Here is a 14,904-nt window from a genome sequence, read left to right on the forward strand (position 1 = left end):
TTTCCCCCGCCTAAAATTGCCCTCCGTATGAACAAGCCGTGCGTTCCACTTGTCTATCTGCGTGTGCTGATTGCGTTCGGCGCGCTCTCGATTTTCGTCGGCGCTCTGGATGCAGCGGAGAAGAGTGAAGCGATCGACTTTGCTCATCAGATTGTGCCGATTCTCCGCAAGAATTGCTCGACTTGCCATGCCGCCGGCAAGGCGGAAGGGGGATTTTCGATCAATGATCGGACGTCGTTTTTGGACGACGGCATGGCGATCCCTGGCGATATCGACGGATCTTACTTTCTGGAACTGATCGTGTCAGACGATCCAGAGATGCAAATGCCTCCGAAGGATCGCCCGCGCGTCTCCCCAGAAGAGATAGCCTTGCTGCGCCAGTGGGTAGCGGCCGACATGCCGTGGGAAGCAGGTTTTACTTTCGGCGACAAATTCTATGAACCGCCGCTGCTTCCTCGTCGTCCCGAACTTCCCCCGGTGGTCGCCGGACGTGATAACCCGATCGATCGAATTATCGACGCCTATCTGACCAGCAACCAGATTCCACAGCCAGAACCGCTGGCAGACGCAGCGTTCCTGCGACGGATTTCTCTCGACCTGATCGGGTTGCCGCCGACCATCGAAGAACTGCAAGCATTTCTTGCTGATAACTCGGCCGACAAACGAACCCGCGCGATCGACGCTTTGTTGGCTCGTGACATCGACTATGCCGATCATTGGCTGAGCTTTTGGAATGACTTGCTTCGCAATGACTACGACGGGACTGGATTCATCACCGGTGGTCGTACGCAGATTACCGGCTGGCTCTACGATTCGCTCCGTGAGAACAAACCGTTTGACCAGTTCACGCGCGAGTTGATCGCGCCTCCCACGGCGGCAAGTCGCGGCTTTATTGACGGCATCCAATGGCGCGGCGAAGTCAGCGCCGGACAAACGACAGCGATCCAATTTTCGCAAAACGTGTCGCAGTCGTTGTTGGGCATTAATATGAAGTGTGCATCGTGTCACAACAGTTTTGTTGATCACTGGAAACTGTCGAATGCGTATGGACTAGCGGCGATCTATGCGGATCAACCGCTAGAACTTCACCGCTGCGACAAACCGACCGGAGAGATGGCGAAGGCCGCCTGGTTGTTTCCTGAACTGGGCGAAATTGACGCCGCCGCCGATCAGCCGGAGCGATTGCGTCAACTCGCAAAGCTAATGACGGCCCCCGAAAATGGACGATTCTCGCGAACGATCGTCAATCGACTCTGGCAACGACTGATGGGACGCGGCGTCGTGCATCCGCTCGATTCGATGCAGTCGCGTCCATGGAACGAAGATTTGCTCGACTATCTGGCGGTCTCTCTGGTTGATCAAAATTATGATTTGAAACAAGTGCTGCGGTTGATTGCGACCAGTCACGCCTATCAGTCGCAGACCGAAGTCATCACGGACGAGAACGGCGACGGCGAGTACGTCTATCGCGGTCCGCAGGCCAAACGAATGACCGCGGAGCAATTTGTCGACACCGTCTGGCGCTTGTCCAACGCCGCGCCGATCACGATGGACGCGAAAGTCAGCCGGATGGAAAACGACAATCCGGAGTCGGCCGTTGTGGAACTCCAGGCGCACTGGATCTGGGGAGATTCCGCCGCTGCAGGAAAGATCCCCCCAGCAGGCGAAACGATCGCTTTGATGCGTCAGTTTCAGCTGAACGATTCCATTGAATCGGCGGTTGCTGCGATCACTTGCGACAACGAGTTTCAATTGTTCGTCAACCGACGCGAAGTCGCCGCAGGCGATGTTTGGACCGAGGTCAAATCGGTTGCATTGACTCCCTATCTGAAAAAGGGGCCAAACGAATTGGTGGTGATCGCGAAAAACGCCGGCGCTGGAGCCAATCCGGCAGGTCTCTTCTTTCAAGCGAAGATCGATCTGATCAACGGCGAGTCGACGACCATCGCTTCCGACGAGTCGTGGAATTGGACGCCGGCTCCCAAAAAAGCAGAGGTCATGAAGCAGTCGCTGTCCGCCTGGGCTAAGCAGCCGCAACCAGTTGTGATCGTGCCGACGCTAGCGGTTTGGACATCCAACGTAGAAGACACAGCGAAAATTTCGCTGACCGGCCGCACTCCCATGGTGCGAGCCGCGCTGCTAAAAGGAGACTTCTTAATGCGGGCGCTAGGAAGACCGAATCGGGACCAGGTTGTCTCGACCCGTCCGAATGAATTAACGACGTTAGAAGCGATCAGTCTGGCCAATGGGCCAGCATTCGATGACGCTTTGTCGCGTGGAGCGAAAAAACTGCTCAGCCACGATTGGGAAAATCCCCAAGAGCTGGTCAATCACGTCTTCCTTTCGCTGTTGTCGCGACCAGCGACGGATCAGGAGCAAGCGATCTTCGCCGAGGCTATCGCCGAGAAGCCGGACGCTCAGAGCGTACAGGACATGCTTTGGACGGTGCTAATGCTTCCCGAATTTATGATCATCCGTTAACTGCCAACGAAAATCATGTCTGAGATGAACAACGATTCCACGCGTCAAGATCGCGCAACCATCCGCCGCGATTTTCTCCAACAGCTTTCAGCGGCAAGCGCTGCGGCTTGGATGAGCGGCGTACCGCAGTTGGTCTCCGCTTCAGAAGAGGCCGCGATCCAACAACCAAAACCTAAGGCGGATGCCTGCATCTTGCTTTGGCTGGCCGGCGGGATGGCGGCGCCCGAAACGTTTGATCCGAAGAAGTACGCGCCGTTCGAAAAAGGAATCTCGGTCGACAGCATGCTTAGCACATTTCCGGCGATCGACACCAACGTGGATGGGCTAAAGATCTGCAAAGGACTCGAGAATATTGCGCAGGTGATGGACCGGGCCACGTTGATTCGCTCAGCCGTACAACCTGACTTGGGCAGCATTTTACACTCGCGGCATCAGTATCATTGGCATACCGGATATGTCCCGCCGCAAACGGTCGCTTGTCCCCATATTGGCGCTTGGATGGCGAAGGTTTTGGGCCCCAACAATCCGGTGATGCCCCCGTTCATTAACATTGGCCAGCGGCTGGAAGGAGTCGGCGAAAAGGAAGAGCTGAAAGCGTTCACCACCGCCGGGTTCTTTGGCAGCGAATTCGGCCCGATGAATTTGCCGTTCCCAGAAGAAGCGGCCGCTGCGGTGCGTCCGCCGCAGGGAATGAACGCCGAGCGTTTCGCCAATCGCGATCGCCTGTTTCGCAAACTCGTCGATCAAACGCCGCAACGCGACTATATGAGCGACTACCAACAAGAGTCGATGCTTCGATCGCTCGATAACGCCTATCGCTTGCTCAGCTCCAAAGATCGCAATGCGTTTGATCTCTCGTTGGAGCCGCAAAAAGTACGCGAGCAGTATGATACCGGCCGCTTCGGACGCGGATGTTTGCTGGCCCGACGACTGGTCGAGTCTGGCGCCCGATTTGTGGAGGTGACTACCGAGTATGTACCGTTTTTGCATTGGGATACGCATGCCAACGGACACGAGACGGTCGCGCGCATGCAGCAAGAGATCGATCGTCCAATCGCTCAATTAGTGCTTGATCTGGAGCAGCGCGGATTGCTCGATCGGACGCTAGTGGTTGTCGCTTCCGAGTTTAGCCGGGACGCGATCATGGAAGGAAAACCAGGGTCGAACGCCAACGATCAGACGACTTTCAAAGTCGACAACGTAACCGAAATGAAGCACTATGGGCTCCACCGCCATTTTACCGGCGGCACGAGCGTGGTGATGTTTGGCGGCGGCGTGAAGCGTGGTTTTGTCTATGGTGAAACCGCCGACGAACGTCCTCTGATCGCGACCAAGAACCCGGTGAGCGTGATGGACTTGCATGCGACCATCATGACCGCGATGGGGATCAGCCCGCGCACCGGATTTCATGTCGAAGGACGCCCTTTCTATGTCACGCAAGATGGCAAAGGGAAACCGGTGACGGACCTTTTCACCTAGTCGAGAGATCTACACCGAAGCGGAATCGGCGGCGATTGACTCTTCCGGCGGAAGCGTCGGTAAGCCTGACCATTGGAAGAAGCCGATTTCTTCCAACTCGTGACGTAGCTGGGCGTACGCTTCGGAGGTGAGTGAGCGAATCGGCAAGCGGCTCGGGCCGCAGTCTTGTCCGATCATCGCCATGATCGCTTTTTGCGCGGCGCGAGGACCAAATGGAATGAATGTCCGCACCAACTGTTGCGAGCGCGATTGCCACATCCGAGCTTCTTCTAGATTGCGGTCATCGAACGCTTTTAAGATGTTGTGATACACGGCCGGCGCAAAATTGTAGGTGCTGCCGACTGCGGCATTTCCTCCAGCGGCCAGGCCAGACAGCAACATCTCATCGAGACCCCACAGAACTTCGTAGTCATCGCCGGCATATTCGATGCAGGACTGATACTCCTGGACGGCCGCCGACGTAAACTTGATCCCGCGTAGATTGGGAATGGTTTCGATCGCGCGTTGCAGAAAATCCAGTGGTGAGAATGTAAGTCCGGTCGTTGTCGGAATGTGATAGTAATAGAACGGCAAATCAGGAGCGCCAGCTGCGATTTGCGCCATTGAATCGACCAATGTTTCTATCGAATCGGGCTTAAAGTAAACCGGACTGACTGCCGAGACGGCGTCGGCCCCAATTTGTTGGGCGTGCCGTGCAAGTTCTTTTGCAGCGACTAGGCTCTCGTTACCAACCTGAACGATCACCGGGATCCGACCGCTTGCCGCCGTAACGAACGCTTCGGCGACGGTCTGCCGCTCAGGATTGGACAGCGAAATTCCTTCACCGGTGCTACCCAGAACGTAGAGCCCGTGAATTTGCTGGTCGATCAGATAGTCAACCATCGGCGCTACACTGGCGTCGTCAATTTTGCCGTCGGCATGAAACGGGGTAAATGTAGCAGCGATAAGGCCGCGTAGATGACCATAGGAAGGCTGAATCACGAGTTTTCACGCAATAAGTTGGAGGTAAGGAATCCGTGAAGAACGACGAAGCTAGACGTTACTGATTGGCGATCTTGCTGTTGGTCAGCCAATCCAAATCGAAACGAGCAAACACGACCTGCTTGTAATTTTCTCGCTCATACAAACAACCGATCTCTCCGTTGGGAAGTACGGTCAGCGAAGAATAGGCGCTGCTGCCGTCAAATAACCGTCGCTCGACTGGCCAGGTTTCGCAGTCATCGAAACTAGCGCGAACCGTCATTTTTGTCCGACCTTTGGCGTTGCTTGGATTGGAGAAGAGCACCACTCCCGACTTGTCGGCGCTCGGCCAACGATAGCGGCGTATGCTCGCCTGGCAAATCGGTTCGATTAGCGCCGGGTCGAACTTTTGATCGGTCCAGGTTTCGCCGCCATCTTTACTGACGCATACCTGACGCGTTGTCTGCTTGCGATCGTAGTTTCGCATGTTCAACAACAGATTGCCGTTCGCTAGTTCAACCACTTCGCATTCGTTGACCTTATAGCCTGGCGCTGATCCACCCCGTTTCCAGGTTTTACCATGATCGTCGGAGTAAATCACGTGCGATCCAAATTTTACCTGGCCGCCGGTGGGCCACTTGTGATCGCATGGAATTACCAGTCGACCTGCGTGCGGGCCATGTTGCATTTGAATTCCGGCGCCGGGACCGGTCGCATACCAGGTCCACTCTTTGTTTTTCACGTCGGTGGTGATTTCGGCAGGCTTGGTCCAAGTTTGACCATGGTCATCTGACGAAGCGACGAAGACGCGGCGCGAGTCTTGGCCCCAACCAGGTTGAATCTTCCCTTCAGGCGTTTTGCCAGAGTTCCACGTCAGCAGCAACCAAATCTTACCGGTCGACTGATCGACCACCGGACAAGGATTGCCGCAGACGTTCTCTTCGTCATCCCAGATTACTTCGGCGTCGCTCCAGGTCGCGCCATTATCTTTCGAGCGACGGAGCATCAGGTCAATGTCTCCGGTATCTGCCCCATTGTTCTTGCGAGCTTCGATAAAGGCCAACACCGTTCTATCTTGGGCGACGATCACCGATGGAATTCGATAGGTATGATAGCCGCCAGCGCCAGACTGGTAGACCACGCTTTCGTGCAACTCGCCAGCAGAGAGAATTCCGCTGCTGGTCACGATGGTTAACAGCACGAAAAGTAGGATTTCGAGAGAACGTTTCATCGGATGATCTTACTTTTAAATCGGAATGAAATTGGCTGGCGGGAGCAGTGAGCCGAACGCTGTGATTGAACGTGGAAATGGAGAGTCCGTGAACGATAGGACCGACGTTATTTGGCGAACGCCTCCCTAATTAAAGATCAATGGTAGTGGATTTTTCTTAGTGAACATGCAAATGTTGCTGAAAAAAGTTATCGTTTTCACTACTTTTTCCGGTAGGATAGATAGGCACACCCCTAAAAAATCTGGAAACGCCCCGTATGCCCACTCCAACTGCCGGTGATTGGAGTCGTCCTCGAACAACAGCGACCCACGTCTTGCTGGCGCTCGGCTGGTACTATTCCGAGATCCATCGGGGCGTAGCGCGGTTTGCCCGCGATCACCATTGGCATGTCACGTTCGATTTTGACGATCTCGTTCCGCGCGATTGGCAAGGAGACGGGGTCATCACGCTGCTAGGCGCCCAGCAAGAAATCTGGCGATCGCTACGGCGGTTTGACGTACCAATGGTCGATCTATCCGAAAGTCGGACCGAAATTCCCCTGGCTCGCGTCACGATGGACAATGTCGCGATCGGCAAAATGGCGGCGCTCCATTTTCTTGAACGCGGGTTTCGCCATTTCGCATTTGTGCATCGTTGGGAACTGGGAGTCAGTCAACGCCGGCGCGATGCTTTTGCGGCCGAACTGGCGCAATACGATCGCCGTTGCGAGATCTTGTCTTGGCAAATGCAACGTGGCCGCCGATCTGATACGCGACAACAACGGCATCGTTGGCTCGTGCAATGTCTGGCTGAGCTACCCAAGCCGCTAGCGGTTTTCGCGCCACGGGATATCGAAGCGGTGGAGATCATCGAAGCGGCGATGGCGATCGGCGCGCTGGTGCCAGACGAGATTTCGGTCCTCGGCGTGGACAATACCGAGACAATTTGCGACTGCCTGCAAACGCCGTTGTCGAGCATTGACAACAATCTAGAGCAAGTCGGCTACGAAGGCGCCGCCCTGCTCTCTCGTCTGATGGCCGGAGAAAAGGGACCGAGCGAGACGATTTATATCGCACCTAGCCGCGTCGTCGAACGTCGCAGCACCGATAGCATGGCGGTCCCACATCCGCAGGTCGCCGCCGCGCTCCGTTTTATGCAAGAAAACGCCCATCTGCCGATCAACATGGTCGACGTTTTTCGAGCGGTCGCGATGAGCCGTAGCGGTCTAGAGAAAGCGTTTCGTGAGAACTACATTCGCCCACCGATGGAAGAACTCCGCCACATCCGACTGCTGCACGCCAAAAAGATGCTGCTGCAAACGCACGAGAAGATCGTCAACATTGCGAAGGCGACCGGTTTTGAAACGTCGCAAAACCTTTGCCGTGTCTTTCGCCAAAGCGTCGGGATGACGCCGAAGCAGTTTCGTACGCAAGGAACGGTGACTTAATCAGATCAAGCGACGGTTCTAGGTGGTGCAAATCGCCGCATGTTTTTGCTCATGATCCAGCAGCCAACGTTTGCGCGGTAATCCGCCGCCGTATCCGGTTAATGCTCCGGAGGCGCCGATAATGCGATGGCATGGAACGACAATCGCGATTGGATTCGCCCCATTGGCCAGGCCGACAGCTCGTGATGCGTTAGGTTTGCCAACTTGACGAGCAAGTTCGCCGTAGCTCATTGTCACGCTAGCGGGAATCGATCGAAGCGCCTGCCAAATGGCGCATTGAAACGGCGTGCCTCCGGTGCAGATCGATAGATCTTCTATCGCCAACAAGTCGCCGGCAAAGTAATGGGTCAATGCATTCCTGATTTTCGCGGGAGTTGACGCTTCCTTCAATTCGTACGCGCCATAGTGGCGTGTCAGCAGCGTATGCAGGCGTGATTCGTAGTCATGAAAATCGAGGGCACGCAGATTTTCTTGCTCATCAGTAACGATTCGCAGCGATCCGAGCGGCGAATCTTGATGACTAATTGAGAACGGCATGCGAGATTTCCTTTTCCTTCTTGGCTTTTGCATTCGTCGAATCGCTGGTCCAAAGATGCATCACGGCATAAGCGCGCCAGGGGCGCCAATTTTCGGCATGTGATAGTAACTGTTTGGCGGTTGGGCGCACCCCATCAATCGCCATGACGCGTTGCAGCGCGACATCCGCGGCTAGAAACGCGTCGCTTTCACGCAGCACTCGCATCGCGATGTACTGGGCGGTCCATTTGCCGATGCCGGGCAACGCACACAGTTCTTCGGCAGCGTTCTCCAACTCGCCGATAGACTCAAAAAAACGGGGATCAGCGTGATACTTTGCGGCCAAATGTGCGATTGCCGCCGCTCGGGCACGCGGCATTCCCAACTTTTCTACTTCGTCCTGCTGAAAGCGTTCAGCCGCAGGAAATCGGTGCGTTAATTCCAGCGGCAATGCAGCGTCATCCAGCGGAGATCCGAGTTGAGCGACCAACTTGCTAGCCAATTTGCGGGCGGCTTGCACCGTGATCTGCTGTCCCAGGATAGCGCGGACGGCGATCTCGAAACCGTCCCATGCGCCAGGAATGCGCAATCCTGGTCTCGCTTGAACCAACGGCGCGAGTACCCGATCTTGGGCGAGCGCCCCCGAGATGGCGCCGATATCGGCGTTCAGATCAAACATCCGACGTACCCGTGAGATGATTTGCGGCAAGCTTTTTAGCAGGGGAAATTGAATTACCGCCAACAACGACGAATGCTCGGGCGAATCGCGAACTTGCAATGCGCCGACGGCTCCGTCGATTTCAATGGTGCGTGAGTAAGCATGTTCCGTAACATGCTCCAGACCCGGAATTGCGCGGACCGCGAAGAAATTCAGAATACTGGGCCAATCATACGGTTTGCGATAGGGAAGAAGCAGCGACAGTTGTGAGGTTGGCGCCGCCGATTGACGACGCAAGCGGCGCAACTGCACCGGCGGGCGATCATACAGTTTTTGAAATGTCTCGTTAAATCGACGCACGCTTTGAAACCCGCTGGCCAGCGCTACTTCGACCATCGACAGATCGGTTTGTTGGATTAGTTGCAGTGCGAGCAAAACGCGGCGCGTCTGTGCGACCGCGATCGGTGATGCGCCAAGGTGTTGCTGAAACAGGCGGCGCAGTTGGCGCTCGCCGATCCCCAAACGTTCCGCCACAGAAGCGACATTTTCATCGTCCAAAGCGCCGTCATCAATCCAACGCAGTGCGCGCGATACGATCGACGAGGTGCTGCCGCTGCCCCCTAAGCTGGGTGATCTCTCTGGGTGACAGCGAAGACAAGGGCGAAACCCTGCTTCTTGAGCCGCCGCCGCCGAGGGAACAAATTCACAGTTCTCTAATTTGGGGGGACGTGCCGGACAAACGGGGCGACAATAGATGCGAGTTGTTTTCACGCACGTGAAAAAACGCCCATCATGGCGATCGTCGCGTGCGAGCAAGGCTCGGTAACAAGCTTGGCGGTTGAGTTCCATGTCTCTCAATATAGAAAATGCCGTAAGAAGCGTCTCGCGGTTTTCGGACATCATGGTCGTGATCGACGTCGCTTGAGTATTGCGGGGAGAATTCTTTTACCAAGAAGAAGGGAAAACAGGACATTTCAACGTGTTCGCAGAGAAAAAATCGAACGCGAAAAGGAACTATTGGCAATTATCCATGGAACGAGATATCATGTAGACGATCGGAGAAGAATATAAAATCTCAGCAGACACCCACCTACCCTCAATCACGCCTCACATTCCCCGCCCGAGGCCAGTCCTACCGGAATCAATCTAATGCAGCCGCTGCGCAGTCTCCTAATCGCGTTTGTCGCCGTTATTTCACTTGTCTTCGTTTCCAATGCGATGGCCCAGTTTCAAGTTGGCGCGGCCGCGATCGATGTGACGCCGGAGCAATTTCCGGTGTTGATTAACGGCAGCTTCTATAGCCGTACCGGCTCACCCAAAAATATCTTCGCCCGTGCGATTGTCGTGAGCGACGGAAAAGAGCAACTTGCGATCGTCGTGACCGACAGTTGCATGTTGCCCAAGGATTTGATCGACGGCGCCAAACAGCTTGCGTCGGAGCGGACGAAGATTCCGGTGGATCGGATCTTGATGTCGGCGACGCATACCCATTCCGCGCCTTCATCAATGGGCGCACTCGGGACCGATGCGGACGAGACTTACACCCCTTACTTGCGAATCAAGTTGGCCGAAGCGATCATTACCGCGCAGCGCAATTTGGCCCCAGCCAAGGTTGGGTATGGTACGGCTGATGCGAACGAGTTTACGGCGCTGCGGCGCTGGATTTTGGGTCCCGATCAAATGCGGGATGATCCGTTCGGCAACAAGTCGGTTCGTGCCAGCATGCACACGGCCAAGAACAACCTTCTTAACGTCACGGGCGAATCGGGCCCCGAAGATCCAGAGCTGGCGATCATCTCGTTTCAGTCGCTGGAAGGTCGCCCAATTGCGATGTTGGCGAACTTCTCGATGCACTATTTCGGCGGCGGGGGCGCTTCCGACTACTTTGGCGACTATTGCCGCGCACTTGAAGCGAAGCTAGATCAAAAGAGTGACGATAAACCGCCATTTGTGGCGGTGATGTCGCATGGCTGCAGCGGCGATATCTGGCGCGTCGATTATCGCGCCGGCACCAATCAAACGTTTGAAGGGTTCGTCGAAGGAATGGTCGATCGGACCGATCGTGCTTTGGCCGACATTGAATATCAAAGCGACGCAACGATTGCGATGGCCGAAACGCGGATGCGTCTCAACTATCGCGTCCCCAGTCAAGAACGTTTGACCTGGGCCAACGGCGTGATCGAAGCGATGGGAGATCGAGGACCGAAAACTCCTGCAGAAGTTTACGCTCGCGAGCAACCAATTTTGCACGAGAGACAGTCGACCGAAATCGTGCTCCAGGCCATCCGAATCGGTGATATCGCGATCACGACGACCCCCAACGAAACCTATGCGTTGACCGGTCTGAAACTGAAAGCGCGCAGCCCGTTTGAGAAAACGTTTGTCATCGAACTGGCCAACGGCGGCGACGGCTATATTCCGCCGCCAGAACAGCATGTGCTCGGCGGATACAATACTTGGGCGGCCCGCTCGGCCGGCTTGGAGGTAACGGCCGAACCAAAAATCGTCGCGGCTGACCTGAAAATGCTGGAAGAAGTCACCGGCAAACCGCGCCGCGAAGCGACTCCTCCGCATAGCAAGATGGCGAAGGTGATCGCCGAACTGAAACCGGCGCGTCACTATCCGTTGGATGAGATGGAAGGGCCGACCGCGGTAGACGCTTCTCCTCACTTCCGCGACGCGACCTTTGAGGAGGGAGTTGTCTTTTACCTGAATGGAGCGGATGGTCCCGCCTTTTCGACCGCGACCGAAATCAATCGAGCCGCTCACTTTGCCGACGGACGCATTGTGACACGCACGCCGGAATTGAAGGAAGACTACAGCGTCAGCATCTGGTGCTGGAACGGACTGAATTTGGAAGCCCGACCGATCGCCGGTTGGATGTTTTCTCGTGACCAAGCCGATAGCGTCACCGCCGACGGCGTTCATTTGGGAATCGCCGGCAAAGGAGACCATGTCGGACGATTGGTGCTGCAACTGGGCGACAAGCAGCTGTTCGGCAAGACGCCGATCGAGCGTTGGATCTGGAATAACGTCACGTTGGTTCGCACCGACGGAGAAATGCAGGTCTACCTGGATGGCAAGTTGGAGATTACGGCCGACGCGGCGAAGATTGGCTCAATCGACGACACCTTCCTAGGCGGACGCAGCGATAATCAGTCGAACTGGGAAGGCCGTTTAGACGAGATCGCTTTGTTCGACCGGGCGCTAAACGCGACAGAGATCGCGTCGCTTGCCGCTGATGGAACCGCGAAAGCTTCCGATTCGGCGCAAGCAGCGCCGCTGAGCGAAGAGGATAAGTCCAAAGGAGGGAGACATTGGATCGACGAAAAGACGCCGGGTCCGAAATCGCCCGAGGAGCAACTCGCCGCATTCAAGATAGAGCCCGGCTACAAAATCGAATTGGTCGCAGCCGAACCGGTAGTGATGGATCCGGTGGCGATTGCATTTGACGCCCGCGGTCGGATGTTTGTCGCCGAGTATAGCGACTACCCGATTGGACCGGCCGACGAAAAGGCGCCGCCGCTATCGCGGATCGTACTGTTGGAAGATACCAACGGCGATGGCCAGATGGACAAGCGAACCCTCTTTGCGGATCACTTGACCTTTTGTCACAGTTTGATGCCGTATGCCGGCGGAGTTTTGGCCTGTGCCCAGACCCAAGTCTTGCTGCTCACAGACGCCGATGACGACGGCGTGGCCGAGTCGCGAGAAGTGCTGTTCGACGGATTTCTGCCGGCGCACCCGCAAATGCAGATCGGTAATCCGCGCTGGGGACTCGACAACAAAATCTATCTGAACTACGGCGTTGGTAAGATCACGCAAGGAACCAGCGATGCTGAACCTTTCGCGATGCCGCGCACCGAGTTTTGGTTTGATCCGCTGACCCGCGAGTTTGGTCCGGCGGCAGGAACCGGTCAGTTTGGCAATACGATCACCGCTTGGGGCGATCGCCTGTTCAGCACCAACCGCAATCCGATCATCGCCGCGCCGATGACTTACGAAGAAGCGCGTCGAAATCGCTTCTCGCCGATTTACACCCAGCAATATGACGTTGCGCCGTCTGGCGGTGATTCGAAGGTCTTTCCGCTGGTTGCGATGAAGAGCAATTGGCTCTCGCACGCAGGTACGCACACGTCGGCATGCGGTACGACCGCCTATGTGGGCGATGCGCTGGGCGCCGCGATGGAAAACAGCGTCTTCGCTTGCGAGCCGATCGGGCACTTGGTGACGCGTGCGATTGTCAAACGCGATGGTGCTCGCTTGACCTCGACGCGAGCACGGGAAGACGCCGACTTTCTAGCGTCGACCGATACCTGGTTTCGTCCGGCCAGTTTGGCGAATGCTCCCGACGGAGCGCTTTATCTAGCTGACATGTATCGCTTGTGGGTCGAACACCCAAAATTTCTGCCGCCGGAGATCGCTGCGCAGCTCGATTGGCGCGCCGGTGATGATCGCGGCCGTATCTGGCGCATCGTCGCTGACGGCACACCGTCGCTTCGCACTTATTCGCCCCCTAAATCGAACGAAGATCTGGTCGCCATGTTGGCCGACACCAATGGTTGGAGACGTCGAGAGGCGCAACAGTTGTTAGTGGAAGGCCAAGTTGCTGACGCAGCGCCGGAGATCGAAAAAATGTTTCACGACAGCAAATTTCCACTGGCCCGACTGCACGCGATCTGGACCTTGGCCGGCATTGGTCAATTGAAGGCGCCGTTAATCACGGCGGCGCTGACCGACGAGAACCCGCACGTTCGCGCCGCCGCGGTTGAATTGGCGAGTCGCCAATGGGGCGACCAACCGCAATTGTTGGCCGCTGCGCTGCCGCTGGCGAGCGACAAAGATCCGTACGTCCGTTATCAATTGGCGCTGGCGTTGGGAACGACCGCCGATCCGCGCCGTGTCGATGCGTTGGCGAAACTGACAGCCAGCGATGGCGCTGACGCCAACTTTGCGGATGCAATCATGACGGCGACCGAAACTTGCAGCGGCGAAATTTTGGCGAAACTGGCCGATAGCGCCGCCGCTGACGCGATGCAAAAGCGGTTGGCGAAAGTGGTCGGCGCTCGCAAAGACGAACAAGAAACGGCCGCCCTGGTGCAACTGGCGCTGACCGGCGCTGCGTCGCATCGACAGATCGTCTTGTTGGCTGGCCTGGCCGAAGGAATCAACAACAACCGAAAGTTGGAAGCGCTGTTGAAGCAAAGCGGCGCCAAGTGGGAAGGATTGACCGATCAGTTAGCTGACGTCGCCCTGGATGACGCGGCGCCGCTGCAGGATCGACGAGAAGCGATCTTGCTGGTCGCGCGATTCTCGACCGCCAAAGATGAATTCTTCGCCGACTTGCTCCATCCTCGGTTTCCCCCGCAAGTGCAGTTGGCTGCGATCGATGCGATGGGAAGCGCATTGAACGAGAAGCGCGCCCAGGTGCTGCTTTCGGCCTGGGCTGAGATGGAGCCACAGTCGCACGCCGCCGCTCTGGCTCACTTGCTAAAAAGCCAATTGGGCGCCGAAAGCCTGTTGAGCGCCATCAAATCGGGAACAATTGCTGCGTCGGCAGTGAGCTTGGATCAACAACGCGCATTGCATGAACATCGAATCGAATCGATTCGAGCGTCGGCTGCACAACTGTTCGGAAAAGCGGCGTCGACCGATCGCGATGCGGTATTAGCGCAATACAGTGAAGCTCCCCGCACCATCGGCAGCGCGGTCGCTGGTCGCGAAGTCTTTTTGAAGAACTGCGCGAAGTGCCATGTACCGACCGAAGAGTCTGGTCGCAGCGTTGGCCCGGATCTGGCCGACTCGCTAAATCGGTCTCGGGAAGCGATCATGTACGATATTCTGAATCCAAGCGGTAAGGTTGAGCCGCGCTACGCCGCGAGTCAGATTTTGACCCTCGGCGGGCAATCTTATATCGGGGTAGTCGCTAGCCAATCCTCGGAATCGATCGTATTGCAGTTGGCCGATGGGAAGTTGCAGGAAGCGCCCCGCAGCGAAATTGATCTCTTTCAAACCAGCGACAAGTCGTTGATGCCAGAGGGTTTGGAGAAAGAGATCAATGTGACGCAAATGGCCAATCTGCTCGAATTCTTAAAGTCTCCCCTTCCAAAGAAGTAGTCGGTCGCCGCGACAAACTGTGCGGATATTACCAA

At 56.2% G+C, this 14,904-nt stretch carries 8 protein-coding genes; 4 read left to right on the plus strand and 4 right to left on the minus strand.

Going from position 1 to position 14,904, the window contains the following annotated elements:
• Window positions 1–27: 27 nt before the first annotated feature.
• Window positions 28–2,481, plus strand: a complete 2,454-nt coding sequence (locus tag M4951_RS12665; RefSeq protein ID WP_262026842.1) for a PSD1 and planctomycete cytochrome C domain-containing protein — start codon at window positions 28–30, stop codon at window positions 2,479–2,481.
• Window positions 2,482–2,496: 15 nt separating this feature from the next.
• Window positions 2,497–3,960 carry a DUF1501 domain-containing protein gene (locus M4951_RS12670; protein ID WP_262026843.1) on the plus strand — a complete coding sequence of 488 codons (1,464 nt, stop codon included), beginning with the start codon at window positions 2,497–2,499 and terminating at the stop codon, window positions 3,958–3,960.
• Between the two features lie 9 nt (window positions 3,961–3,969).
• Here the strand turns inward: M4951_RS12670 and M4951_RS12675 are convergent, their stop codons facing one another.
• Together M4951_RS12675 and M4951_RS12680 are read right to left on the minus strand one after the other, a co-directional pair.
• Window positions 3,970–4,941: a dihydrodipicolinate synthase family protein gene (locus M4951_RS12675; protein ID WP_262026844.1), complete on the minus strand. Its 972-nt coding sequence runs from the start codon at window positions 4,939–4,941 to the stop codon at window positions 3,970–3,972.
• 58 nt (window positions 4,942–4,999) lie between these two features.
• Window positions 5,000–6,151, minus strand: coding sequence for a sialidase family protein (locus M4951_RS12680; RefSeq protein WP_262026845.1), 1,152 nt, complete (start codon window positions 6,149–6,151; stop codon window positions 5,000–5,002).
• A 257-nt stretch (window positions 6,152–6,408) separates the two neighbouring features.
• Here M4951_RS12680 and M4951_RS12685 point away from each other — a divergent pair, with 257 nt between their 5' ends.
• On the plus strand, window positions 6,409–7,578 hold the full coding sequence (locus tag M4951_RS12685) for a XylR family transcriptional regulator (RefSeq protein WP_262026846.1): 1,170 nt from the start codon (window positions 6,409–6,411) through the stop codon (window positions 7,576–7,578).
• Window positions 7,579–7,596: 18 nt separating this feature from the next.
• On the opposite strand, the gene M4951_RS12690 is transcribed toward M4951_RS12685, so the two are convergent.
• Together M4951_RS12690 and M4951_RS12695 are read right to left on the minus strand one after the other, a co-directional pair.
• Window positions 7,597–8,115, minus strand: coding sequence for a methylated-DNA--[protein]-cysteine S-methyltransferase (locus tag M4951_RS12690; protein WP_262026847.1), 519 nt, complete (start codon window positions 8,113–8,115; stop codon window positions 7,597–7,599).
• A complete protein-coding gene (locus tag M4951_RS12695; RefSeq protein ID WP_262026848.1) occupies window positions 8,099–9,601 on the minus strand; it encodes an AlkA N-terminal domain-containing protein in 1,503 nt (500 codons plus the stop codon). Before M4951_RS12695 ends, M4951_RS12690 begins: the two co-directional genes overlap by 17 nt.
• 300 nt (window positions 9,602–9,901) lie before the next feature.
• Here M4951_RS12695 and M4951_RS12700 point away from each other — a divergent pair, with 300 nt between their 5' ends.
• Window positions 9,902–14,869: a PVC-type heme-binding CxxCH protein gene (locus M4951_RS12700; RefSeq protein WP_262026849.1), complete on the plus strand. Its 4,968-nt coding sequence runs from the start codon at window positions 9,902–9,904 to the stop codon at window positions 14,867–14,869.
• The last annotated feature ends 35 nt before the right edge of the window (window positions 14,870–14,904 follow it).

Source organism: Blastopirellula sp. J2-11, from assembly GCF_024584705.1.
In the GTDB taxonomy this organism is placed as follows: Bacteria; Planctomycetota; Planctomycetia; order Pirellulales; family Pirellulaceae; genus Blastopirellula.

Coding starts and splice junctions, on each gene's coding strand:
- M4951_RS12665 (WP_262026842.1), top strand. CDS start 28: ATGAACAAGCCGTGCGTTCCACTTGTCTATCTGCGTGTGCTGATTGCG.
- M4951_RS12670 (WP_262026843.1), top strand. CDS start 2,497: ATGTCTGAGATGAACAACGATTCCACGCGTCAAGATCGCGCAACCATC.
- M4951_RS12680 (WP_262026845.1), bottom strand. CDS start 6,151: ATGAAACGTTCTCTCGAAATCCTACTTTTCGTGCTGTTAACCATCGTG.
- M4951_RS12685 (WP_262026846.1), top strand. CDS start 6,409: ATGCCCACTCCAACTGCCGGTGATTGGAGTCGTCCTCGAACAACAGCG.
- M4951_RS12690 (WP_262026847.1), bottom strand. CDS start 8,115: ATGCCGTTCTCAATTAGTCATCAAGATTCGCCGCTCGGATCGCTGCGA.
- M4951_RS12695 (WP_262026848.1), bottom strand. CDS start 9,601: ATGGAACTCAACCGCCAAGCTTGTTACCGAGCCTTGCTCGCACGCGAC.
- M4951_RS12700 (WP_262026849.1), top strand. CDS start 9,902: ATGCAGCCGCTGCGCAGTCTCCTAATCGCGTTTGTCGCCGTTATTTCA.